Source organism: Mucilaginibacter sp., from assembly GCF_039925265.1.
GTDB lineage: Bacteria > Bacteroidota > Bacteroidia > Sphingobacteriales > Sphingobacteriaceae > Mucilaginibacter.
In genome coordinates this window covers 204,736-230,122 of sequence record NZ_JBDSZG010000013.1, presented here as the reverse complement: position 1 = coordinate 230,122, position 25,387 = coordinate 204,736, and the positions used below count along the sequence as shown (strand labels likewise).

The 25,387-nt window shown below is 46.3% G+C and carries 20 protein-coding genes; 8 read left to right on the top strand and 12 right to left on the bottom strand.

Features of this window, described 5'->3' with window-relative positions; all coding sequences use genetic code 11:
* Window positions 1-78: 78 nt before the first annotated feature.
* From ABIX36_RS06085 to ABIX36_RS06075, 3 genes are all read left to right on the top strand, one after another.
* Window positions 79-855 carry an SAM-dependent chlorinase/fluorinase gene (locus ABIX36_RS06085; RefSeq protein WP_348081268.1) on the top strand — a complete coding sequence of 259 codons (777 nt, stop codon included), beginning with the start codon at window positions 79-81 and terminating at the stop codon, window positions 853-855.
* 176 nt (window positions 856-1,031) lie between these two features.
* The gene (locus tag ABIX36_RS06080) at window positions 1,032-2,864 is read left to right on the top strand and encodes an ABC transporter transmembrane domain-containing protein (RefSeq protein ID WP_348081267.1); all 1,833 of its coding nucleotides are present in this window, start codon (window positions 1,032-1,034) and stop codon (window positions 2,862-2,864) included.
* 185 nt (window positions 2,865-3,049) lie between these two features.
* On the top strand, window positions 3,050-4,450 hold the full coding sequence (locus tag ABIX36_RS06075) for an MBL fold metallo-hydrolase (protein WP_348081266.1): 1,401 nt from the start codon (window positions 3,050-3,052) through the stop codon (window positions 4,448-4,450).
* Window positions 4,451-4,503: 53 nt separating this feature from the next.
* Here the strand turns inward: ABIX36_RS06075 and ABIX36_RS06070 are convergent, their stop codons facing one another.
* From ABIX36_RS06070 to ABIX36_RS06055, 4 genes are read right to left on the bottom strand one after another with little or no spacing between them, the layout of a single operon-like run.
* On the bottom strand, window positions 4,504-4,929 hold the full coding sequence (locus tag ABIX36_RS06070; RefSeq protein WP_348081265.1) for a hypothetical protein: 426 nt from the start codon (window positions 4,927-4,929) through the stop codon (window positions 4,504-4,506).
* Entirely contained in the window at window positions 4,926-5,654 is a 729-nt protein-coding gene (locus ABIX36_RS06065) for a (Fe-S)-binding protein (protein ID WP_348081264.1), read from the bottom strand. The genes ABIX36_RS06070 and ABIX36_RS06065 overlap by 4 nt, the downstream gene beginning before the upstream one ends.
* A gap of 10 nt (window positions 5,655-5,664) precedes the next feature.
* Window positions 5,665-6,984: an MFS transporter gene (locus tag ABIX36_RS06060; protein ID WP_348081263.1), complete on the bottom strand. Its 1,320-nt coding sequence runs from the start codon at window positions 6,982-6,984 to the stop codon at window positions 5,665-5,667.
* Between the two features lie 52 nt (window positions 6,985-7,036).
* Window positions 7,037-7,726, bottom strand: coding sequence for an amino acid racemase (locus ABIX36_RS06055; RefSeq protein WP_348081262.1), 690 nt, complete (start codon window positions 7,724-7,726; stop codon window positions 7,037-7,039).
* A 113-nt stretch (window positions 7,727-7,839) separates the two neighbouring features.
* Here ABIX36_RS06055 and ABIX36_RS06050 point away from each other — a divergent pair, with 113 nt between their 5' ends.
* A complete protein-coding gene (locus ABIX36_RS06050) occupies window positions 7,840-8,262 on the top strand; it encodes a hypothetical protein (RefSeq protein WP_348081261.1) in 423 nt (140 codons plus the stop codon).
* Window positions 8,263-8,301: 39 nt separating this feature from the next.
* On the opposite strand, the gene ABIX36_RS06045 is transcribed toward ABIX36_RS06050, so the two are convergent.
* The 7 genes from ABIX36_RS06045 to ABIX36_RS06015 all read right to left on the bottom strand — a co-directional run bounded on the left by ABIX36_RS06045 (window position 8,302) and on the right by ABIX36_RS06015 (window position 20,151).
* The gene (locus ABIX36_RS06045) at window positions 8,302-9,675 is read right to left on the bottom strand and encodes a serine/threonine-protein kinase (RefSeq protein ID WP_348081260.1); all 1,374 of its coding nucleotides are present in this window, start codon (window positions 9,673-9,675) and stop codon (window positions 8,302-8,304) included.
* On the bottom strand, window positions 9,676-10,464 hold the full coding sequence (locus tag ABIX36_RS06040; RefSeq protein ID WP_348081259.1) for an FHA domain-containing protein: 789 nt from the start codon (window positions 10,462-10,464) through the stop codon (window positions 9,676-9,678).
* Window positions 10,465-10,525: 61 nt separating this feature from the next.
* Window positions 10,526-14,602 (bottom strand): FtsW/RodA/SpoVE family cell cycle protein, encoded by a 4,077-nt coding sequence (locus tag ABIX36_RS06035; RefSeq protein ID WP_348081258.1) that lies wholly within the window; start codon window positions 14,600-14,602, stop codon window positions 10,526-10,528.
* A complete protein-coding gene (locus tag ABIX36_RS06030; protein WP_348081257.1) occupies window positions 14,589-16,055 on the bottom strand; it encodes a protein phosphatase 2C domain-containing protein in 1,467 nt (488 codons plus the stop codon). The genes ABIX36_RS06035 and ABIX36_RS06030 overlap by 14 nt, the downstream gene beginning before the upstream one ends.
* A 95-nt stretch (window positions 16,056-16,150) precedes the next feature.
* Window positions 16,151-17,113 carry a hypothetical protein gene (locus ABIX36_RS06025; RefSeq protein WP_348081256.1) on the bottom strand — a complete coding sequence of 321 codons (963 nt, stop codon included), beginning with the start codon at window positions 17,111-17,113 and terminating at the stop codon, window positions 16,151-16,153.
* 84 nt (window positions 17,114-17,197) lie between these two features.
* On the bottom strand, window positions 17,198-18,592 hold the full coding sequence (locus tag ABIX36_RS06020) for a protein kinase (RefSeq protein WP_348081255.1): 1,395 nt from the start codon (window positions 18,590-18,592) through the stop codon (window positions 17,198-17,200).
* A gap of 170 nt (window positions 18,593-18,762) precedes the next feature.
* Window positions 18,763-20,151 carry a serine/threonine-protein kinase gene (locus ABIX36_RS06015; protein ID WP_348081254.1) on the bottom strand — a complete coding sequence of 463 codons (1,389 nt, stop codon included), beginning with the start codon at window positions 20,149-20,151 and terminating at the stop codon, window positions 18,763-18,765.
* 208 nt (window positions 20,152-20,359) lie between these two features.
* Here ABIX36_RS06015 and ABIX36_RS06010 point away from each other — a divergent pair, with 208 nt between their 5' ends.
* The 4 genes from ABIX36_RS06010 to ABIX36_RS05995 all read left to right on the top strand — a co-directional run bounded on the left by ABIX36_RS06010 (window position 20,360) and on the right by ABIX36_RS05995 (window position 24,537).
* Window positions 20,360-21,031, top strand: a complete 672-nt coding sequence (locus tag ABIX36_RS06010) for a response regulator transcription factor (RefSeq protein WP_348081253.1) — start codon at window positions 20,360-20,362, stop codon at window positions 21,029-21,031.
* Between the two features lie 4 nt (window positions 21,032-21,035).
* A complete protein-coding gene (locus ABIX36_RS06005; protein ID WP_348081252.1) occupies window positions 21,036-22,451 on the top strand; it encodes a HAMP domain-containing sensor histidine kinase in 1,416 nt (471 codons plus the stop codon).
* A 624-nt stretch (window positions 22,452-23,075) separates the two neighbouring features.
* Window positions 23,076-23,576 (top strand): hypothetical protein, encoded by a 501-nt coding sequence (locus tag ABIX36_RS06000; protein ID WP_348081251.1) that lies wholly within the window; start codon window positions 23,076-23,078, stop codon window positions 23,574-23,576.
* A gap of 37 nt (window positions 23,577-23,613) precedes the next feature.
* Window positions 23,614-24,537 (top strand): bestrophin family ion channel, encoded by a 924-nt coding sequence (locus ABIX36_RS05995; protein ID WP_348081250.1) that lies wholly within the window; start codon window positions 23,614-23,616, stop codon window positions 24,535-24,537.
* 51 nt (window positions 24,538-24,588) lie between these two features.
* On the opposite strand, the gene budA is transcribed toward ABIX36_RS05995, so the two are convergent.
* On the bottom strand, window positions 24,589-25,368 hold the full coding sequence (gene budA, locus ABIX36_RS05990; RefSeq protein ID WP_348081249.1) for an acetolactate decarboxylase: 780 nt from the start codon (window positions 25,366-25,368) through the stop codon (window positions 24,589-24,591).
* Window positions 25,369-25,387: the final 19 nt, after the last annotated feature.

Below are 25,387 nucleotides of genomic sequence, written 5' to 3'. Positions count from 1 at the left end.
AGATTTTTATGAATTAAAAATTTAATATTTGCACCTTTAAATGCTCACACAAGATTAGTAATAAATATTATAAAATTAATGGCAATTATAACTTTAACTACTGACCTGGGCGATAAAGATATTTATCAGGCTGCCCTTAAAGGTAGTATTTTAAAGTTACTGCCAACAGTAAATATTGTAGATATTACTAACAATGTTGCCGCTTTTAACGTGCAGCAGGCTGCCTTTATATTAAAGAATAGCTTCTACTACTTCCCCGATAATACGGTGCACCTGATAGGAATAGACACCGTTTACAACAATGCTACCCGTTACCTTGCCGTACGCTATAAGAACCATTTTTTTGTGGGTGCCGATAACGGCATTTTCTCGCTGATGTTTGATGCTGAGCCAGAGGAAATTGTGGAAATAAACATTATGCAGGACCTTAAATTCCTCCATTTTCCGCTGGCGGATATTTTTGTAAAAGCCGCCTGCCATTTAGCCAACGGCGGTACACTGGCCAAAATAGGTTTGCCGGTTACCAATGTGGAAAACAAAACGAACCTGCACCCGGTTATCGACAATAATTTAATTCGCGGCGCGGTCATTTATATCGATTCCTTCCAGAATGTGATCACTAATGTTACCAAGGAGTTTTTTAACCGCGTGCAGCAGGGGCGCCGATTCGTGTTATCCTTTAAACGCAACGAAACCATCACCCACCTCAGCTGGCATTACAATGAAGTGCCCGAGGGCGAAAAGCTTTGCCTCTTCGGCATCAGCGACCATCTGGAGATTGCCATTAACAAGGGCAACGCCAGCGGATTATTGGGGTTGAATGTTGGGGATAGTGTGATTATTGATTTTCAATAAAGCTTTTTTTCGTAGAGGCGCGATACTTCGCGTCTCTACGGTAATTCTGAAAATTCTTTAATTCTGAAAATCCTGATTCAGACACACCTTTTCACCCCTGCGTCAATTTTTATCCCCATAGTATAAATGGAACTATAAACCCTTAGTTTTGCAGGTTGATAATCATAAACTGATCCATGGCACGAGGACGATTGAATAGTAGCAGCAAGGCAGAAGCTGAGTTACCCAAGGCGAAAATAAATACGCAAAGCCTGCGCAATGTGGGTAAGCTGTTAAGCTACATTAAACCATACAGGATAAAGTTTGCAGGCGGGTTGACGTTCCTGGTTATTTCCAGTTTGGTTGGGCTGGCCTTCCCCGGTTTTTTTGGTGCGCTAATTGATGCTTCGCAAGGTGTAAAACGTTTTGGCTTTATACCTGCCGACCTTAAAAAAATAGGCGAAGTAGCTATTGTGGTGCTTTTTTTACAGGGCTTTGTATCCTACTTCCGCATTACCTGGTTTGTGCAGGTCGCCGAGAGGTCGTTGGCCGCTATCCGCCGCGATACCTATTTTAAACTCATCACCCTCCCCATGAACTTTTTTGCTAACCGCAGGGTTGGCGAACTGAACAGCCGGATTTCTGCCGATCTTTCGCAGATCCAGGAAGTACTCACCACCACCTTTGCCGAAATCATACGGCAGGTAATTATCCTTGTTGGTGGTATCACCCTACTGGTCATTATCTCGTGGAAACTTACCATCGCTCTGTTAGTGATATTGCCTGTGCTCATCGTAATCGCTATTGTATTTGGTAAATTTATTAGGGGGATCTCCCGCGAGGCGCAGGATCAGCTGGCCGAATCGAACACCATTGTAGAAGAAACACTGCAAGGCATTGCCAATGTAAAAGCCTTCGTAAACGAAGCCTTTGAGGCCGGTCGGTATGATAAAACTCTGCAGCGTGTGGTTACTATCGCCGTAAAAGGCGCTAAGTACCGTGGCATGTTCGGGGCGTTTATTGTTTTTTGCCTCTTCGGTACTGTGTTCAGCGAAATATGGTACGGCTCGTACCTTGTATCTATCCATGATAAAGGCTTAACATTTGGGCAGTTAACAAACTTCATCGTCTACGCTGCTTTTATCAGCGCGGCTATGGGCAGTTTGCCAGATCTGTATGCCAATTTACAAAAAGCGGTGGGCGCATCAGAGCGTGTGCTGGAGATATTAGGCGAAACAGGCGAAGATGTTTCCATCAACGCCAGCGACAATGAAATAAAGCAAACGATACATGGTAATCTATCCTTTTCCAACGTTCACTTCGCCTACCCTTCCCGTTCCGAACTCACCGTTTTAAACGGTGTCTCCTTCGATGCAGCAGCTGGCCAGCGCGTAGCTATAGTTGGGCCGAGTGGTTCCGGTAAATCTACCACAGCCGCTTTGATACTACAATTTTACCATCCGCAAAGCGGCACTATTTTATTCGACGGCAGGCCTGCGGACGAATTTGCCCTGACGGATATCCGCAATCAGGTGGCCATTGTTCCGCAGGATGTATTGCTGTTTGGCGGTACTATTATGGAAAATATTGCCTACGGCAAGTTAAACGCCACAAAAGAAGAAATAATTCAAGCCGCTAAACGCGCCAATGCCGACCAGTTTATCACCTCATTCCCCGAGGCTTATGAAACAGTTGTAGGCGAACGTGGCGTAAAACTTTCTGGCGGGCAGCGCCAGCGCATCGCAATTGCACGCGCATTGTTAAAAAATCCTGCTATATTGATCCTCGATGAGGCAACCTCGTCATTAGACTCCGAATCGGAGCGCTTGGTGCAGGAAGCTTTGGAGGAACTGATGAAAGGGCGTACATCCATCATTATTGCTCACCGTTTATCCACCATCCGCGAAGCGGATAAAATTATCGTACTGGAAAAAGGCAATATTATTGAGAACGGCACCCACCAGGAACTGGTAGCAAACGAGCAGGGTCTGTACCGGTATTTGAGCCAATTGCAATATGATGTGCAGTAGGGTTGTTCATTAGTTCATTGGCGCAAAGCTGATGAACTTGCAATCTGCAAGAACACACGAACAATTACCTATTTTGCAATTACCAAACGAGTTCTTAGTCCTAATAAATTATTGGCGACACAGTAACAAACTATGCACCAATGAACAACTGAACTAATGAACTAATGAACCAATGAACTAAAAAAATGAAACTAACTATACACGGGGCGGCCCGGCAGGTAACCGGTAGTATGCATTTGCTACAGGTTGGCCAATATAAAATACTGATCGATTGCGGGCTTGATTACGAAAAGGACCACAATTTGCAGGTGAACGAAGATTTCGGCTTCGACCCGGAGCAAATTGATGTGGTGGTGCTCACTCACGCGCATATCGACCACTCGGGCAACCTGCCTACGCTTGTCCGCATGGGTTTTAAAGGCCAAATACTTTGCACACCCCCCACTGCTGATCTTACCGAACTCCTTCTTATCGATTCGGTAAATATTTTTTTAAGTAAAGCAGATAAAGGCAGGCGCAACCGCAAACGTCATAAACATAGCGGTGGTAACGGGCCGCAGCCATTGTACCTGCAAAAACATGTGATGGACACGGTGGAACGCTTTGTAACTATTGGTTTCAATCGCCCGTTCCGCATCAACGGCGATATCGAACTCACCTTTATCCAGGCGGGCCATTTACTGGGCGCTGCCGCAGCTGTATTTAAGGTGATGGAAGACGGCGTCGAGAAATCAATTGCTTTCACCGGCGATATTGGCCGTAAAAATTACCCGGTATTGAACGATCCGGAGCCTCTGCCTCCTGTAGATTATATAGTAAGTGAAGCTACCTACGGTGGCCGGATGCATACCAAGGGCAAATCTGTAGAGGAAACGTTGGTTGAAACGATAGATAAGGTTTGTATTAAAGAACAGGGCCGGTTAATTATCCCGGCATTCAGCATCGGGCGTACACAGTCGCTGGTGTTTGCGCTTAACAAGATCTTTAGCACGGGTTTGCTGCCGCCAGTTGCCATTTTTGTAGATAGCCCGATGGCCACACGTGCTACCGACATTTTCCGCAAGCATCATAGCCTGGTAAACCCCGAGGCGCAGGAGTTTTACAATAAGCAGGGCGACGAATTTGAGTTTGATAACCTCACGTATGTAGAAACGCTTAAGGATAGCCGCCAGGTTTCTAACTATTACGAACCTTGTATCATCATATCTTCGGCAGGGATGCTGGAAGGCGGCCGAATACAGGATCACCTTTTTTATAATATCCAGAATTACTACTGTACCATCCTGTTCATTGGATATTGCGCAAAAGGTACTTTGGGCTACCGTTTATTACGCGGCGACCCTATCGTGCACATTAAAGACCGCGACCTGTCCGTTTACGCCACCATCAAAAAAACGGATGTATTAAGCGCCCATGGCGACCATGACGATCTGTTGAATAATATCATGCAGCAAGATGTAAACAAGCTGAAGGGCGTGTTCCTGGTGCATGGCGAAGCCGCGAGTATGCAGGCATTAGCCGATGCGTTAGAGCCTGAGGGTTATAAGGTGACGATACCGGAGAAGAGTGTGGTTTACGAACTATAAAGCTTGGCGATTGCGGATTTCCAACTCGTAATGCTCAAAAAGTCAGCTTTTAACTATTGAGGCAGGCAAGCAGCGAGTAATTGCCGCGCTTTACGATGATGAGTATAGTAATGTACACAGGCGGCAATGATGATAAATCCCAGCATAAACAACACAAACGGATCTTCAAAAATGGCAATCATCACAACTAACGAACTCATAAAAACAGGCCACCAAAAAGAAATTGCGTAATCAAGTGTAACCACAACTTGATTGGCCTTTTGCACAATGTGAAAAACCCCTCCGCTCAATTGAGTAGGTTCCCAATTTCCTCTTAGTGCAAAAGGAGGACCTGAATCAAAGTTAATTTCGTTAGGCATTGAAGTAAGGAGCCTGTACTCTTTATCCTTTAATATGGCAAAAAGATTTAATTTTACCACATCAATATCAAGGAGCGTAATTTGCTCAATTTGATATTTAGGCTTAAGCGTTAACATCATACATTCCCCCACCCATGCGCCAGCACATCAGCAATGTGGATGGTTTTGATAGGGAGGTTGTTTTTATCGATATACCCCTGCATGTGCAGCAGGCAAGAGGCATCGGTAGAGATAATGTAATCGGCCTTGGCATCGATGGCGTTGTAAACCTTTTGCTGCGCCATAGCGGTAGAAATGGCATCAAACTTAACGGCAAAGGTACCGCCAAAACCACAGCAGGTTTCACCGTCTTTCAGGTCTACCAGTTCCAGCCCCAATACTTTGGATAACAGTTTGCGGGGTTCTTCTTTGATCTTGCATTCGCGCAGGCCGGCGCAGCTATCGTGGTAAACGGCGCGGCCCTCCAGTTCGGCACCAAAATAATCTACCTGTAGTATGTTCACCAAAAAATCGCTCAGCTCGTAAATATTGCTTTGGATATTGCGGCACTTGTTGTGCGATGTAGTGTTGGTAAAGAGGTCGTTGTAGTAATTGCGCACCATGCCCGTACAGGATGCCGATGGCGACACAATAACGCTGTCTTCCGGGAAATCGTTGAGGAATTTGCTGCCTACGGCTTTGGCATCATCCCAAAAACCAGCGTTAAAAGCAGGCTGACCGCAACAGGTTTGCGCCGGGTTGTAGTTTACCACGCATCCGGCTTTTTCAAGCACTTTCACCGTATTAAAAGCGGTATCGGGATATAACTGGTCTACAAAGCACGGAATAAACAACTCTACAATCATCTGCACAAAATTATACCGCGCTAAATTCCGAATTTTTTAGAACTTTCTTCTCGGTTCTGAGCAACAAAAACAGAAATAGCAGCCCTATTATAAAAAAGCCGCAGAGCACCAGCGTGGAGTTGCGCATACTGCCCGTAAATTCTTCTATAAAACCGAAGCTGAACAGACCACCTACGATCGATAGTTTTTCAGTAACATCGTAAAAGCTAAAGAACGACGCCGTATCGGTAATATCCTCCGGCAAATATTTAGAATAGGTGGAGCGCGAAAGCGATTGGATCCCCCCCATCACCACGCCAACTACTACAGCTATCATATAAAACTCGGTAACGGTTGTAGTAAAATAAGCCGCGATGCAAACCCCTATCCAAATAAATACTACCAGTATTAAGATGCGGACGTTACCATATTTGCCCGATAAGCGGGACATAACCGTGGCGCCGACAATGGCGATGATCTGTATAATTAAAATGATGGAAATGAGTTGCGAGGTACCCATTTTTAACTCTTTGGCCCCAAAAGCGGTAGCTACCAGCATAATAGTTTGTACCCCCATCGAATAAAAGAAGAAAGCCGGTAAATAGCCCCTTAACATAGGCATGTGCTTTATTTTTACCCAAACCTTACCCAATTCTATAAAACCGCCCTTAATAATGTTGTGTTGGTGCGTACGTGCGTTGGGACTGCCCTTTGGCAAAATTCTAAAAGGTATGGTAGCGAAACCTATCCACCAAACGCCTACCAGTAAGAATGACAATTGCGCGGCGCTCCCCTTTGTTAAACCAAATTTATCGGGCATCAGTACAAATACAAAACATATCAGCTGCAGCAAAACGCTTCCTACGTAGCCATAAGTAAAACCTTTCGCGCTCACTCTGTCCTGCATGTTCACAGTAGCTATTTCGGGCAGGTATGAGTTGTAGAAAACAAAACCGCCGCTGTAACCAATGGCTGCTAAAGCGAAGCAAATGATACCCCGTTCGATGTGTTCGGCATCAAAAAAGAAAAGCCCGCAGCAGGCCAGCGAGCCCAGTATTGTGAAGAATTGCATAAACACCTTTTTGTTGCCGCGATAATCGGCAATGGAGCTGAGGATGGGCAACAGCAGCACCATGATGAGATAAGCGAATGCGAGTGAATAGTCTTGCAGAGCAGTGTTGATGAAGTTATGACCGAAAAAATGCACCTGGTTCCCGTTGTCATCATTGGTGGTAATGGCAACGTAGTAAGCCGGGAAAATAGTGGTTGTGATCACCAGGTTATAAGCCGAGTTGGCCCAATCGAACATGGCCCAGGCGCGGATGACCTTTTTGTCGTTTTTTACTTGCATAACGTTTTAAAAGTATGCAATTTTTAGTGTTAAATAATAGCGGTGGACGGTCCTAATTTAAAATAAAATCTACCGCGGCGGCCGAGTGGATAGCGGCGGTATCAAAAAGCATCAAATCGGTATCGGCAGGCTGTATCAGTAGCGGAATTTCGGTACAGCCTAATATCACACCTTCGGCACCTTGCTGCTTTAGCTTTTCCATTATTTGCAGGTAGGCGACTTTGGTTTCGGGTTTAAAAATGCCTTTGCCCATTTCGCGCAGCAGGGTTTCGTGTATAAAATCCCGGTCGGCTTTATCAGGCGTCAAAGGTTCTATACCTGCTGCTTTAAGTTTATCTGCAAAGAAATTGTGCTCCATGGTAAAACGCGTGCCTAACAACGCAACGGTTTTAAAACCTTCTTTTTTGATGGCGAATGCCGTAGCCTCGGCAATATGGATGATGGGTAAACCTATTTGCGCCTGCGCTTCGGCTGCTACCAGGTGAGTGGTATTACCGCAAAGTATGATGCCTTCGGCCCCGCTGTTTTTGAGGTTGATGCCGGCATCAACAATCATTTTTAAAATAGCATCCCAATTGTTAGCATCCAGATTCTTAACAATATCGGCATAGTTGAAGGAATGGATAAGCAACTCCCCTGCCTGTACGCCGCCAAGGCGATTGTTAATACCCTGGTTAATAAAGCGATAATAATCGATAGTGGATACCCAGCTGGTACCGCCGATAAGGCCTAATTTTTTCATACGGGTAAAAATATAAATAAACAGGAACGAGTGAGCGCTTATGGCTCATTTTTTGTTCCTCGTCGTTACCCGGGTAACTATGTTGCCTTCGGAAACCAATAATACTGTTTACCATGACCAAAATTATTAAGCTTACAAGCGCCCTTAGCCTCTTTTTTGTTTTTTATGCTGGCAGTGGCAGCGCCCAAACCACTTTGCCGGATTCGGCGGCGAATAAAACAGAATATTGTAAGATAGACAGCGCAACAGCTTTCGGCTTTATAGGCAAACAAACCAAAATAGATAAAGAGGGTGGCGTTTATTCAACGCTGAATGATAGCGAAAGCCTTAAATGGCCCACCGCCGAAATGAAAAAACTTGCCGGCAGAAGCGGCTGGAAAAAATACAAACCTGCCAAAGGTGATACAGGCACTATTGTGCATGTATTCTTCGATAGCGGCAGCACATCAAAATTTATTTACTTGCTACAGGTAAAGGATAAGTATGTACCGGTGGGCTGCGGGTATATAGCTGCCGTGGAGCCGGTAAAACTATAATTAAGTGCGGAAGAAGGGACTCGAACCCCTTCTTCCCTGCTAAAATAATCCCAAAAACTTCTTTCTCTTCTTTTTAGGTTTTTCGCCCGCAGGGGGTATTTCCGTTGTGCCGGCTGCTTGCTGCCTTATAATTTCCGCCTTGGCTTTGGCGATGGAATCGGCCTTTAAACGGGCCCGCTGTCGCGCTCTTTTTACGCTGTCGAAATTATAGGAGTTGATAAAAAGCACCGATTTATAAGGCTTCATCTTAGTTTCGGCGACTACAGGGTTGTATGCTTCACCGTCCGATTTCTTGGTAAGCGATGAATAGGCAAACAGGCCTATAAACAGCACCGTCAAAAATAGCAGGCCGCTAAATACGGTTTTGTGCATATGCACTACGCCCCCATCCATTTTTAGGATGCCTACTTTTTCGGGGTCGCTGCGCTCTTGCAGCTGGGTTTGCAGTTTTTCGTTCTCGTTTAATAAGGTAGCCGGGCCAATACCCATCAAGCCGTTATCTGCCGATGCCAGGCTGCCGCTTACGATGGCGTTGTGTAGTTCGTTACCATCGGCAAAGCGATCATCGGGGTTCTTTTGCAGGCATTTTTCTACAAGGTTAAGCAGCCAGGCAGGTACCTGCATTTCTAATGCCTGTTTATCAGTATCCCAGCTTTGCGGAAGGTTGGCCTTGCGGGTTTTCATCGCATCGGGTACCGGGGCTTCCAGATGGCGCACCATTACGGTATTGCGACCGGTATCTCCATTCCCATCCAATGGGAATGGCACTTGCCCTGTAAGTAATTCGTACAGGATCACCCCGTAGCTGTACACATCGGTTTGCAGCAACATTTTGCCCTCCTGCTGCTCAGGTGCCATAAATTCCACGGCTCCGGCATTGCGTATGCTGCTTCGACGCTGCTCTTCGCTCATAATTGCCAGGCCAAAATCGAGCAGTACATAATTACCTGTGTGGATATTATATTTTACGTTATTGCTTTTTACGTCGCCATGCTTTACGCCTACGGTATGGCAATGGGCCAGCGCGCAGGCCAGCTGATCGGCAACTTTAAGCAGTTCCTTCAGCGTGAAGATCTTTTCATGCGGTGGCTGTAGAAACTCGCTCAGATCGGGGCCCTCAATGTATTCCATTTCTATGAATGGAAAAGAGCCACTCTCGGTAATACCGAAACTCAATATTTTTACAACATTGGGGTTAGGTATCTCGTTTACCTTTTGCAGTTTGGCAACTTCGTTTTGGAAATTGCGGTAGTTTTTATCGTCGCCGCTTTCGGAGTAAACGGGTGTGGGTATCAGCTTTACGGCGGAGTAGATCACCCCGGTTCGCCGGCCTTTATACACGGAACCCTGGCCGCCCGTTCGCAGTGCGCCCAAATTCTCTAATCCATCCGCTATTGTAAAAACTTTACTCATTTAGGTTAGGGGTTGATAGCTGAATTCCAGCACTGCCGATTCGCCTAAGATGATCTGGTCGCACTCCTTCAAAGGGTGGCCTATCGCGGCTGAATGCAGCTTAATTACTTTATCGCTTTTATCTTCCTTTATTTTGATCTTGTTCCTCGGCGGGACACCGCCGTCATCGGCAAAAAGCATAAAGCGCTGTGCCTCCACGTTCCATTCGATGTGGGCGTGCTGGCGGCTTACGTATTTATTGGCTACATCGCCACTTTCTGATGGGAAAGCGATCTGATTAGTGCGGAAAAAGCCATCATCGGCCTGCGCTCTTTTATCGCGGCCTATGTTTATTTTATCTGCGCCCGATGAAAGTGTATATTCTTTCAGCTCGGTTTCGCCATTTAAAACACGGATGTATGCCACTGCTGTTTGCTTAACAAAGTGTTTGCTGGTTTTAATGAAAAACGCGGCAGCAAGGTTTGGTAGCTTAACCGCTTCTTCAGGCACTTCTTCGTCGAACAGCACATCCAGCGTCCAGCGTGCTGGTAAACCAAGATCGAAGTCGTCGGCTATCTTTTGAATTTCGTCTTTAAAAACATCCGGCTGCTCGGCGTAAACCGCGGCTTCGTACATATGCCTGTCGGTAGCGCTACAGTTGAGGTACAGACTCAGACCCTTAATATTGGAACCTTCTCCCCCCTCTGCCTTTTGCAACTCTTGTTTGATGAACTGAAGTAAAGCATGGCGCAGGCTTTTCACGTCATCCGGGCGATTTTTCCCCTCGTTGCTGAACAAATTAAATATCATGCTAATACTTGTAATTTTATGTGTAACTGTGCCTTGCCGACACTCTTTTTAACCTTTACCATTATTCATTTGTTTGCTCAACAATGCTTTTTATATAACCCTTTTTCAACAAAAATGGTATTACGTGCTTTCCGGCCAGTTTAACAGCGTCAGAAGAACCTTTTGTAGATTCTATACGCACGCAGACCACAATATTGCCGCTGCCCTTTTGTTTTGGCGCGAAGAATACGTACCAGCCATCGTTTATCTGCTGTTTCTTCCAGATCCGTTCCGGCGTACCGGTTTTACCTGCGACAGAAATACCCAACGTGTAGGCTTTTGGCGCGCTTTGTTCTATCATGTACCGGCGCATTAGTTGTGCGTACTTTGGATCGTTAACCAGTTTGATGCCCGCTTTTACCGATGTTGCCGAATCGCTGAACTTTAACACATAGCGATTGCCGGGCATAGTGCCGCCATTTGCAATGCCCGATGCCAGCCTTGCAACAGAAGCAGGCGTTGCGATGAGCTCACCCTGCCCCCAAGCCATACCCGAAATACCCTTTGCGCGAGTACGGCGAATGTTATTAGGATCGTACCTTGGCTTGGTGTTGAACTCGGTTTTACGCCATACGGTACGCCATTTTTCCTCCTGTGCGGCATTTTCCTGCTGGCGGCCATAATAGTAACCACCCACTCCACGCAAAAACATCCCGGTTTTTAAGTAGAGCGTTGCCATATCTTCCTGTAAATGCTCCTCGTTGGCCAGCTTAATAAAGTACACGTTGTTTGATTTTACAACCGCGCGTTCCAGTGTAATTAAACCTGTTTCATCCGGCTCGATGCCCTTGGTGCGGATGCGTTCGTAATCGCTTACCTGGAATTTTTTATTTGCTGCCGCGAGCCCCAGTTTATTGAACGATGCCAGCGAAGTGATCAATTTGGCCGTTGAACCGGGTTGCGACGCGTAGGTGAATCCCAGGTCGGTAGTGGTCATCCAGTTACTGAGCTGGTTTTGCTCGGCGTAGCTCATGGTAAGTTTTTCCCAATCGTGTACGGGTGGCAGTGGATATAAGGACGAGGCAAGCACGTCGCCGGTATTGGATTCCATCACCACAACCGATACCCGGTTATCCAGCAGTGAAGTATCCGTTTCCATTGATTTTTGGATGCTGGTTTGCAGGCCGGCATCCATGGTTAACTGCACATCTCGGTTACGGTTTTTGAACGAATCTACCGCTGTGCTGTTCAACCCGGCTAATAATAATGGCGATAGCGCGCTGTAATCGCGTTTTACTACGGTCATTTCTTTTACGCCACGTGCCAGGAACCTGTCCTCGCGGTAGCGGTTGGCGGTTACATTATAATTGGTAGTTGGCAATTTAAAACCGCGCAGTTCCGCCGCGTGTTCGTATTCGGCGAAGTAGCCGTTACTGCTGCCGTTGAATACGCCGGAGTTATCGTCGCCCGTCCAAAAGAACATCTGCTCTTCGAAAGGGTAATACCTGTCCAGCCTTTTGTGCATGGCCGAATCAATATTATAGTTACCCACGCCTGCACCGGTTAACTTGCCCAGTTGTTTTTTAACCATTTCGGGCTTGCTGGTAGCCAGCAATACGCCGTCGCGATCATATATCGACCCAGCCTGCAGCCTGTTCATCAGGATAGCGATCCGGGGGTTATAACTGAACATCCGCGCGCCGCTTTTATCGGCCACCAAAGCGGGTTGTACCACCCATTTTTTATTGTCGAACAAATATCTTGATACGCTTACAGTTAATAACGTAACACCCATCACTGCCGCGATTAGCGCCGGCACCAAATTTTTATCCTGTTGATTAGAGATGTATTTCATCTGCACCGTAGAGCCGCGTACCAATGATGCTGATAATAAAAACCCGGATGCCAGCAAGTTGGCTACTAATGAGGAACCACCATAGCTTTGGAAAGGCAGCGATACCCCCGATAATGGCAACGCGCCGGTTGAGCCGCCCGCTATCAGCAGGAACTGCACAAATGTGGAAATGCCCACGCCCGCGCATAAATAGAACAGGAAGGGTGTACCCGTTCGCCGCCCGATGATAATTGAACGGTGCAGATAAAGCAAGAACAACAGGAAGATGCAGACGATCCCCGTCCAGCCAAATTCTTCACCCATCGCAGGCAATATCATATCGGTATGTGCCTCGGGGATGGTTTTGGCAAAGCCCTCTCCCACGCCCTGGCCAGATACACCGCCGCTGCTCATGGCCCAAAGCCCGTTGGCTACCTGGTCGCCACCGTATACTTCATTATTCCATGGATCTTGCCAGATAGCTTTCCTATCGACCAAACGCTGCACCGGACCCGGAAAGATTTTACCCAAGTATGGGATCTGGTCGATGGTTAAGAAAGCCGCCATAATGACTAACACCATAATAGCTGATTCGCTCAATTTCCGGCGTTGGAACAACATCAGTAAGCCTACTATTACAGCGGTAGCCAATGCCGAGAGCCAAACGTTCTTTAATACCCAAGAGCAGAGCACATAGATGACCACCGCTATAGCCATGAACATAAAATCGCCCCGGGAGAAGGAGAATAAGGCGATAAAAGTGAAACACACCACCATTGCCGGTCCAAGATCGCCCAATAATAAGAAGAGCAATAAGGTTACCACGATGGCTATCAACGCGAAGGCGAAGAACGACCAACGTTTCGACCAGCTGGTATATTCGCTGATGAGTTTTTCGTTAGCGGCAAAAAAGCCCGCCAGGAAAAGAATAATGAGATATTTTACAATTTCGCTCGGCTGAAAACCGAAGAGGTTAACCTTTACTCCGCTACCTTCGGGGCCGGTACCAAATTTAATGGTCATGGCCAATAACCCGGCAGCAATAACTACCCACGGCCAGCCATTGGCGGCGCGCTGAGTGTTTTTAAAGAATACCAGGCGGTACAACCATGAATCTGCCGTAAAGCGGCGCATGTTGAAGAAAAGCATTACCAGCATGGCAATCAATCCAATTCCTAAATATATTAAGGAGTCTTTGGCCAGGAAACGGTCACGTAATGGGTCTTGTAGACTCAGCAGCGTTATAAATGATAACCCGGCTAAGATCATCACCACCGGCAATATCAATTGATCTGCGGCCTTAAAACGCCATGATAATATCAAATGCACCAACAGGAACGCGCCTATAAAGCTGCCCGCGATGATCCAAAACCAGCTATTAAATTCTGCCGGTGTGCGGATGATAAGCGAACGCTCCTTTTTTAGGATGTTAAAATCGCGGGTGGAAAATAAGCGGACCGTATGCGGTGACTGGTTAAAATTAAATATCGCGTCTTCATCCAGATCCACAGTCCCCTGCGATGTACCAAACTGGTAACCAGGTTGCAGCGGTAAAACTTTAAATGCTTTGTTGTTGGGCAGGTTTTTAAAATGGTAAGTGCCTGATGCATCCGTACGGGCGTATGCGGTTAGCTCCTGTAATTTTGGTGTACTGCCGCTGTCCGCGTAAAACGTTTTTTTGAAGCCGTCACCAGTTTCAACCTTTGTTTTCACCTCGTCGGTTTCTTCATCGCTGTAGAGGCTGTCCTGCGGGATGATCATATCCAATCGCACCAATACCCCGGGTACCGGCGCGGTTTTGTTTAAAATGCTGCCGCTGATGCTGTAGTTGCCCAATGCCAAGTCGGTTTGGGCGGGTAATTTCATTTGCGCGGTACGTTCACTCGCAAATAGCAGCGAATCATCGCCGGTATAACCTAATAATGAACGCGACGCGGTAACCCTGCTTTTAAACGATTCGCCGCCGCTTACGAAGGCATCATCGGCCACTACGTAATATTTCTTTTTGTTCAGTTCGCCAACGTTATCAATTTTTACGCCGGTGCCAATGTTGTTACCTACTGTTTTGGTGATCAGTTCTATATCCTTCCTGTCTTCAAAATAGTAGCCTTTAGTAAGCAGATCATGGATCTTTCCTGCCGGGTCTTTATCGTTCAGGTTCACCATGGTGCCCTCGGCGAGGCGCTTATCTACATCCTTAAAGCGAAGCTGCAGAACCGTGTAAAGCCTGTAAAACAGCACGGAGAATAGTATAGCCACTACGAACAGGAAGATCCGTTCTTTGCCGCGGCCGGGAGTAATTTCTTGCGGTTTACCTTGTTCCATTAGCAGGTTTTGTGGATTTACTTACAGAATCGGCATATAGCACTGTAACCGGGAAACCCTCGTTTACGGGTTTGCCGGCGGGCAGCGTAAATGAACGAAGCACAGGTGTATTGCAGTTTGCAAATTGTACGTTTTTCAGGTGCAGGTCGGTATTATAAGTGCTTACACCAACTGTAAAGCCTTGTAGCTTAATATTCTCTAAGCCAATAGCTTTAGCGCCTTTAAATACCGAAAATGCCGGGCCTTTATAAGCGGTATCGCATTGTAAAGTTAAGTTGCCTTTTACTTTAATAAACAGGCGTAATTTACTGATATCCAATGTGTCACTAATAATGATGGGCTGTTTGAAAAGCGTATCTACAAGGGTAAGCGTATCGCCTTTTGCCATATTAATAGCGTTTTGCAGTTGGATCTCCTGCGCGTTGCGGGGCGCTTTTTCTGAGGTAACCGCAGTTGTTTGCTCTGGTGCCGGCTTAGTTAATTCCTTTTGCCATTGCAGGTAGTAGTAGAGTGCGGCACCTAAAAAGGCGATACACAATATGGCAAGTATCACGCTCAGTAAATTGCTCTTGTTTTGAGGCATGGCTTTTTGTTTATCGGGGTTTATAACGGCTTTAACAGCCTGGTATTCTTTTTTTACCTCCACGGCTGGTTCAGCGTTTTTTTTTATGTCGACAGTCGGCGCAGTTTGCACCTGGTTAGCCGATGCTTTATCATTTTGCACCAGTACCACGGTAACATTATCGTGCCCGCCGTTTTTATTGGCCGTATGGATTAGCCGGGTGGCTTTCTCCTGCAGGGAGATCTTTTGGGTAATAATATCGGTAATATCACTTTTGTTCACCATATCGGTAAGGCCGTCGCTGCAAAGGAGCAACATATCGCCAGGTAAAAATGGCGACTGCCCGGTTTCGATAAAGCTCTCGTCGGCATCTATCTGGCTGGTAAAGCCCAGAGCTTTATTGATCTCGTTGCGTTTGGGGTGATCCATCGCTTCCTTCTCTGTAAGCCGGCCCGAATCTTCCAGGAAACCTACAAAGGAATGGTCTTTCGAGATCTTCACCAGCGTGGTATCGCGAAGCAGATACAGGCGGGTATCGCCCACGTGGGCATAGTAAAACAGGTTGTTTTCAATATCCACCAGCGCCATCGTTGCTACGCAGGCCATGCTGTCCAGTTCTTTAACTTCCTGTTTTTTGGCAGAAATGGCATTGTTCGCCAGCTTAAAAGATTCAATCATCGCGGGGATGGGATCACCCAGCTTATCGCTCAGGTAATCCAACATTTGTTCGCGGGCTATGGCCGCAGCAACTTCGCCGCCGTTGTAGCCGCCTACGCCGTCAATAACGCTGGCCAAAATAAGTTGGCTACTCAAGCGCTGGGCAATAAAAGTGTCCTCGTTATTGCTCCGTACCTTACCGGTATCCGTTAATCCAAAAAAGTTTTCAGCCATTAGTTTTACCGGAGTTTTTAATATCGATAAAGTGTGTTGCCAGCAGGCAAACCACCATTACCAATAAGCCTATAGATAATATTTGCGACATGCCTTTACGATTTAAACAGGTTTAAGCCAATAATGCCATTTAGTAATATGCGGGAATTTACCGGCAGCTCCACCCATTTGGGCGAGTTAATATCGCTGGTGGGTACCGCCATTTCGTTCAGCGTGGTCATTTCGCCGAAGGATGCAAGGTAGAATTTAGCATCCGCTTTGTTAAAACGCACCTGTAAATGCGGTGTGTTCACCCATTCGCTGGGGATCTTAAATACGCTTTGCTCCTCGCGCTCTTCATCACTGCCTGATACGATGATATCATCATCCTTCATCAGGTATTCCACCTTTTTACCGGCGAACTGTTTATCTGGGATGATGGTTTCGAACCGGGCGATGCTCTTTTTATCTTGCTTAATAGCTTCTTTCTCACTGTATTCAAGGTCTTCCTGGTAAGGGATCTCAAAATAGCCTTCGCTATAATAGATAAAGCCTTTCAGAATATCCTGGTTCACATCAAAAGTTTGGGCGATACCCGTTTGGCGCGGAATGAAGGTTACCCTCAGGTTCTCCTCCTTCTTGGCGGGTTGATTGTTGTTATCGGGTAACAGCTTGCCCATGAAGCCTTTATCCCCACGCTGGTAATCGGGGTGAGATACCAGGCGGAATACCCATTTAGAGCCCGAGGGCTCCACTTTTTTGCCGGCGATGCGGTATTCTTTCAGTATCTCGTAGAATTTTTTTACGGTTTCCTGTACGATAAGGCCGAACAAACCCTGCTTGTTTTCGATGAACTCCTTGTAATCGTCTGCGTTAAAGCTGATGATGAATTCATGGTAGAAAACTACACGGTCGGCAAAGGAGAGGTCTTTTATCGAGTCTTGAAATTTTTCGACGATGTAGGCGTAAACGCTATCGGGCGTCAGCGCGGGGATCTTGCCGTTTACGCCGGTGCCCTCTTTGGTCAAAAACCAATCCTGTATACCTATACGCTGCCAAAAATTTGGTTTTGATTCCATTTGTGATGTAAGATTCAAATATGATTACTGAACATAAAACTGTAAAAGATGTTTTTGCCTGTTCAGCTATAATTTTAATGTTGTTTATGGCTTAGACGATGTATCTATTGTCGCGCTGTCCCTTGCTGCCGCCCTTGCAGCAGTGGTGCTGTCGATAGTCGCTTTTATCAGGCTATCGCGCACTCTTTTGATGGAATCAGCCCGTTGCCGGCGTTCTTTGTAATACTGGTTTGCAGGTACATCCTCTTGAGGGTTAGCCATCTGGGCTGTATCCCGAACCGTTTGGAGGGAATCCTGAGGGATTGTTTTAGGTAGGCGGGCATCTTTTTTATAGAATGCCGCATATACCGAAAAACCGACAAACAACACCAGTAAAGCTACTAACGCGTTGAATGCCAGCTTAGATACTATCATTTTCGATTCATCATCCGGCACGGCAGGTCCATTTCCATCTGCTTCCGAATTTTCTGATTGCAGTTCCAGTACCTGCTGCTGAAGTTTTTTATTCTCGCTTTTTAACGCTTCTATATTAGCTTTAGATACACCTCCAACACTGCTACTGCCAGTGGATGCCGAGATGCTGCCCGTAACAATAGCATCGTGCAGCTCTTGCCCATCTGCGTAACGGTCTTCGGGTTTCTTTTGTAAGCATTTACTGATCAGGTTAATAAGCCATGCCGGCACCTGCATCTCCTGACGCAGTTTTTGTTCAGTCCATTCCTCCGGTAGGTTTAGCTTGCGGGCTTTTATGGGATCGGGTACTTCCGATTCCATGTGGCCCAGCATCACGGCATTGCGGCCGGTATCGCCCTCGCCGGTTAGCGGGAAAGGTACATCGCCTGTTAAAAGTTCGTAAAGGATAACGCCATAACTATATACATCGGTCTGTAACAGCATTTTACCTTCATGCTGCTCGGGTGCCATAAACTCGGCGGCGCCCGCGTGGCGGATGCTGCTGCGGCGCTGTTCCTCGCTCATAATGGCCAGCCCAAAATCGAGCAGAACGTAGTTACCCGTATGGATATTATACTTTACATTATTGCTTTTGATATCGCCGTGCTTAACTCCTACTTTATGGCAATGCGCTAATGCACAGGCTAATTGATCTGCTACTTTAAGTAATTCTTTAAGCGTGAAGATCTTTTCGTGAGGTGGCGCGAGGAGTTCATTCAAGTCGGGGCCATCAATGTATTCCATCTCAATGAATGGAAATGAGCCGCTTTCCGTAACCCCTGAACTTAATATTTTTACGATGTTTGGGTTTGGTATCTCGTTGACTTTCTGTAGTTTGGCTACTTCATTTTGAAAGTTGCGGTAGTTTTTGTCGTCGCCGCTTTCGGTATGTATGGGTGTGGGTATCAGCTTTACTGCCGAATAAATGGTACCCGTTCGCTTGCCTTTATATACTGAACCCTGGCCGCCTGTGCGCAATGCGCCAAGGTTTTCCAAGCCCTCTGCTATTGTAAATACTTTACTCATTTATCGTGTTAAAATTACCGCTGCCCGTATAACGGTGAACCTGCTATGAAATTACAATAAAGTGGCCGCTTTGTTGTGGCCAACTCAAAATAATGAAAAATTATTTGCTAAAACTTCCATTTTTTTACCCTTTTGCTCGATTTTTCGGTCGTTTTTTCCGCCTTTTAGCGCTATTTTTTGCTCGAAAAAATGCTTTTTAGAACAGCTGAAATATGGCTCATGATTTTCATTGCCGTTGCATCGTGCTTATAAGCCTGCCACAACAAAATAGTGGTGAACAGTAAGGCTCCAAGCGCTGCGAGCAAACCATATAGAGCTATTTTGGAGACATATAATTTAGATGGTCGAGCCAAAAGTTCGGTCTCCTGCATTTTATCCATCGCCGCCTGGATGTCGTCTTCCCGCAGTTTATCTGCCTTTCCGTTTTCGCGAAGTAATTCATTCAAACGGCTGTGATGGAGTTTTACCTGGTCATGCAAGTAGTAGGCTTTGTTCTCATCGGCCAGGGTGGCCGATGGGTTGGTGTTATAGAGCAATATCATTTCCGAGATCAGCCTATCCTGCAGCTGGTTTTTGATGAGTTGCAGCTTTAACGACCACTCGATATCGGCATATTGTTTATCCGTTTCACCAACGAGCGCTATCGGCTCCATCCGCGTTTGATGTACCGACAGGGCTTCATAAAGTTCCAATGCATCGGTGAAACGAGCTTCGGCCTTTTTCTCCAGGCATTTGGTCACCACTTTCAGCATCCAATCGGGCACCTGCATTTCGCTGGCCTTTTTTTGCTCTGTCCAGACATCGGGCAGGTTGGCCCGGCGTTTTTCCAGCAGATCGGGCACCGCCGATTCCATATGTTTCAGCATTACGGCGTTGCGGCCGCTTTCGCCATCGCCGGTTAATACAAAGGGGACCTCTCCTGCCAGCAATTCGTAAAGGATAACGCCGTAGCTGTAGATATCGGTTTGCAGCAGCATTTTGCCGTCGTACTGCTCGGGTGCCATAAATTCTACCGCGCCGGCGTTTCGCATACTACTGCGGCGCTGTTCTTCGGTCATGATGGCGAGGCCAAAATCAAGCAGAACATAGTTGCCGCTGTGGATATTATATTTTACGTTGTTGCTTTTCAGGTCGCCATGTTTTACGCCGAGCCGGTGGCAATGCGCGAGGGCGCTGGCCAGCTGGTCGGCAACTTTCAGGGTTTCTTTTAGTGTGAAGATCTTTTGATGTGGTGGCAGCAGGAGTTCGCTCAGGTCGGGTCCATCAATAAATTCCATCTCGATGAACGGGAACGAGCCGCTTTCGGTAAGGCCGGAGCTTAGGATCTTTACGATGTTTGGATTGGGGATCTCGTTTACCTTTTGCAGCTTGGCTACCTCGTTTTGGAAATTGCGGTAATTTTTATCATCCTCGTTCTCTGCATAAATGGGCGTTGGGATGAGCTTAATAGCGGAGTAGATGGCACCGGTTCGTTTGCCCTTATATACCGACCCCTGCCCGCCGCTGCGCAGCGCACCGAGGTTTTCCAGGCCTTCTGCAATGGTAAATACTTTGCTCATTTATGTTGCTAATATACTCAACGGACGGATATATACCGCCTGAATCAGAATTTACAGGATTTTAGAATTTTCAGAATAAGAATTGGACGTTATGGTTTGCCACAACTTCATGCTGCCATCACATTTTGTTCATTCTTTAATTCTGAAAATTCTGATTCAAACAACCTATTTTATTTTTTGTTGACCCGGTTAAATTATATTTGCCCAAATGAAGATACTGCTGGTAGAAGATGAAGCGAAACTGGTATCCATCATTCAGCGAGATCTGACTGCCGAGGGGCATGAAGTAAGCGTTGCTTTGGATGGTACAACTGGTTTGCAAATGGCGTTGAAGGGCGATTTTCAGCTGATCATCCTGGATATTATGCTGCCGGGTATCAACGGCGTGGAGGTATGCCGCCAGTTAAGGCAGGCCAATACGCAGGCCGCCATTTTAATGCTGACTGCATTGGGTACTACCGAGAACGTAGTGGTTGGGCTGGATAGCGGTGCCGACGACTATATGGTAAAGCCCTTTAGCCTTGCCGAATTGAACGCCCGCATCCGTACCCTTGCCCGGCGTAACGGCAGCAACGCCTCCGCCCCTAACCTGTTGCAGGTGGCCGATTTGGTTATTAACACCAACGAACGGTCGGTAATGCGGGGTGGAAAAACGATAGAATTAACCGCTACCGAATACCGCCTGCTGGAGTTTTTGGTAAAGAACCGCAACCACATGCTATCGCGCATAGAGATCCTGGAAAACGTTTGGAACATCGATTTTAATATGGGTACCAATGTGGTGGATGTGTACATCAACTACCTCCGCAAAAAGGTGGATAAAGATTTTGAGCCGAAGCTGATCCACACGGTTGTGGGCATGGGCTATATCTTAAAATAAGCAGATGAGCATCCAACGAAAAGTAGCCCTTTTATTCCTGGCCTTTACTGTATCTATCATCCTCATCCTCAGCGGGGCTATATTTTACTTTGTACACCAGTTTACCTTTGAGGATTTTTATAAACGCCTGGAAGCCCGGGTGAATATCGCCTCGCAGATATACCACCTCAGCGATAAGGACAGCGTTGGGATGGTTAAGGACATCAGGCAGCGCTACCTCGAAAAGCTACCCGCAGAAAGGCAGTACACCCTAAAACCTGCCGATTATGCTAACGGAAAAGCCACAGGTATCCCGCAGGAACTGATCAGCAGCATTCTGAGTGATGGCAAAACGCGCTATAAAACAGATAATATTTTTTACGCGGGTAACATATTCAGGTTTGAAGATGGTGATGTGATGATCATCGTATCGGCTACCGACCCATACGGCTTAAACGAACTGAACAACCTGGAGCGTGTGCTTATCATAGGCTTTATGATCTCGGTGCTTATTGCCTACCTTATTGGTAAACGGTTCTCGTACCTAACGTTTCAACCCGTACGGAAGATCATAAAAAGGGTGAACACTATTACGGCCAGCAACCTGCACCTGCGGCTGGAAAGCTACGACGGCAAGGATGAGATAGCCGAAATGACGCAGACCTTTAACGATATGCTGGACAGGCTGGAAACCGCCTTTGAAACCCAGAACAATTTTATCAGCAACGCCTCGCATGAGCTGCGTACCCCGCTTGCCGTTATTAAAGGCGAGGCCGAGCTTGCTTTAAAAAATATGGAGAGGCCCGGTGCCGATCCACAGAAAACACTAAACCATATATTGGTTAGCGCGCAAAGCCTGCAGGATATTTTGACAAGCCTGCTGGGGCTTGCCCAAACGGGGTTCGATGGCAAAAAACAAAACTGGGAGCAGATCCGCGCCGACGAACTGGTTTGGCTGATAAAAGAAGCGGTTGACCACATCGTACCCGAAAATAATCTGGACATCGATCTTTCCGGCTTGCCCGAGGAAGATGAAAGGCTCATTATTATGGGCAATATAAACCTGCTTAAGCTGGCGTTGAGCAACATAGCGCTGAATGCCTGTAAATACTCTGATAACAAGTCTGTAACTATCAAAGTCTTCGCAGAGAACAGAAGCGTTATCTTCAGTATAAAAGACGAGGGCATTGGCATCCCCGAGGGGGATGTTCAGCATATTTTCGAGCCTTTCTTCCGGGCATCTAATACCGGGAAATTCGAAGGGCATGGCGTTGGCCTGCCGCTTGCCCTGAATATTGTACGCCTGCATAAAGGGAGTATTGCTATCGCATCCAAAGTGGATGAAGGTACCACCATCAGGGTGATGTTGCCGGTGCATGTGAAGGCCTCACCTAAGTCCTCTCCAAAGGGTAATAGCCCATCAGAAGACAGTGTTTATTAAATTTCGTTACGGGTTTATAATAAAAATTTTAAGTTTTAAGCCAAGTAAAAAAGTCGTTTTTATGTTAACCCTATAAAAATGCAATATACTTATTATCAATATTTTATATTGATAATTTTGAAATTGTGTTAAGTTGTGTTAACCCTAATTCCTAATCACCGATGCTTGATGGTTAGTAAAAGAGGGCGAAATTAAAGCAATTCATGGAAGGGCTTACAAAATTGAATATGCTGTCTTTTAATGGGCTATTACTCTCCAAAGGTGAGGACTTAAAGATTATTTTAGTGGCCTGTCCACTGGAAAGTGAAGGGTACACATATCTTTTCCATACCCCGTGAGGGGTTACCTGTTTGTAGCATTTTGTAAAAAAAAGTTATTGTGCTCCGTAGGTGCAACCCTAATTTGCTTGGTAGCCACCTGAATTGGATATGATAACCCCTAACTACAAATAGGTAGTCCCGAACGAGACATAAGTTTTTTCTCCGTTCCAAAAAAGCGAGTATCCTCTCCCAAAGATGGCAGGGTTAAGCATTTTTTCAAACTCTAATCAGATTCTAATCTTCCTCTTATATCGTTCTAATGCCGGGTGCCGACTATTGTATCAAACAATAAAAAAGCACTACCATGAAAACTACAAACATCTTAATTCCAACCGATTTTAGCCTGGCATCGTTAAAAGCTATCCCTGCATTAATACAACAGCAGCCCGGCCAAAAATTCAAGATCACGCTGGTGAACTTTCTTGGCCTGTCAGATTCTATCTCCGAACTACTAATGCTCTCGCGCCGCAGCAGGGAATATGAACATGTTACCCAGGAATTTTTAAATGAGTGCACCCGCCTATCGCGCGAGTACAGCGGGCAGATAGAGCACTTAACAACAGAGTTTTTTTACGGCAATACGGTGGCAGTGTTCAAAAATTATTTAGAGGCGCGGGAGATAGACCAGGTTGCCCGTTTAAAGGACCACACCTACGCCAAACTAACGCCACTAAGCTACGAACCCGGCACCCTGCTGGAACGCAGCAAATGCAAGGTAATAACCCTGGCGCCTTACATATTGCCACAGCCCGCAAAAGTAAAGGCTTTATACACTGTAGATCAGCTGGAGTTGCAGCAGGTTTAAACTAACACAATCATTTACCGTTTTAAACGAAAAACTTATGTTACTAAAAGATAATATCCCCGTAAAATATGTTGTTGGGAAAATAAAGAACGAATTATTCCTGGTGGCGGCCTATGCTGTTTTGATAGCGGCTTTCCACCATTTCTTCCCCGATCTGCGCATATCTATACCTATAGCTGTTCCGTCTATATTGGCTACCATTATATCGCTGTTACTGGCCTTTCGCTCTAACCAGGCTTATGATCGCTGGTGGGAAGCCAGGGGCATCTGGGGCGCCATCGTAAACGAATCGAGATCGCTTACCCGCCAGCTTATTACTTTTTTGGATAATGGCAACGAAGAAGCAGATCATTTTAAAAACCGGTTTGTAAAAAGGCAGATCGCCTGGTGTTACAGCCTCAGCCAATCGTTAAGAGGGCAAAACTGCTATATCCGTAGTGTTGATTTTTTGGTGGACGAAGAGGTGAAGTTTACCCGCCGGTTTACTAATATGCCCAACGCCCTGTTAAAACTGCACGGCCTTGATACGCAACTGGCCTACAAAAATGGCTGGCTGAACGATTATCAGCAGGTGGAAATAGACCGTACGCTTACCCGTTTATGCGATGCCATGGGCAAGTGCGAGCGGATAAAAAACACCATATTCCCATCTACCTACAGCCTATACATTCATTTTTGCCTCTACCTGTTCATTACGCTGTTGCCTTTCGGGCTGATAGAATACTTCGGGATCTTTGAGGTGCCGCTGATCATCGCCATAGCCGCTGCGTTTTTACTGGTAGAGAAAATGGCCATCCACCTGCAGGATCCGTTTGAGAACAAACCAAGCGATACGCCCACAACGGCCATATCGCAAAGCATTGAGCGCGATTTGAAACAGATGTTGAACGACAGCCATCCCGAGGCAATCCCGCTGGCAAAAACCGCCCGTGAACAGGATAAAGTTTTCTACATCCTTTAACCCTATGTTTATACTATGGCAAAAGCCTCCCTTTAATCGGGGAGGCTTTGTTTATTTAATTCCGGTTTCGGCCTTTAGCGCGTCGCCTTTTTTAACGGTTTTAAAGTCGAAGTTTTGGTAGTAGGCATCCTGCGGTATCTCAATGTTCATGCCCGTTAAATTCGCTATCTCCACTTTTACCCTGGTCACTTTAACATCGGTGACGTGGCCGCCTTTAGTGTTATCGGCGCTGAGGAAGTGAAAATGGTAATCGGCAATGGTTACGCTGCTTAAGTAGGTTGGGAGTTTAAAACCCATCAGCGTGCCGCTAACGTTTTCGGTAGTGAAAAACTTTTGGCGTTCCAGCATGCTGGCCAATGGCAAAAACGGTTCTTTCTCCACAGGTGGGAAAGCCCGTGTTTTTACCAAAGCAAAATCGCCGGTGATACGGATAGCATACAGGCCGTTAGCTTTGGTAAGGTATTGATCTATTTGGGCGAAGGTTCCCTTTTTATCTGCAGCGGTATTGATGTAAAATACAGTATCCGCTTTAAAGTTGGTAGACAGTACAAGTGGCACCTTTGCGGTATCGGGCATAATAGTGGTAACACCGGTTGAGCGGCTTTGATAAACTTTGCCGTTGAGTATCATCAGTTCACCATCAAGCATATCTGGAGCGCCCAGCCCGAAGTCGCCATGCGGCTTCATTTCTTTCACGGTTAAAGTACCGTGATAAAGCCCGGCCAAAAATGCATCGGCAATGCCGTATTGATAGAATTGATTATATTTTTTATGCTGCGCGCTGAGTTGCAAGGTAAGCAGGGAGAAAAATAATGCGAATAAGGTTTTCATGCGGTTGTGAAATATGGCC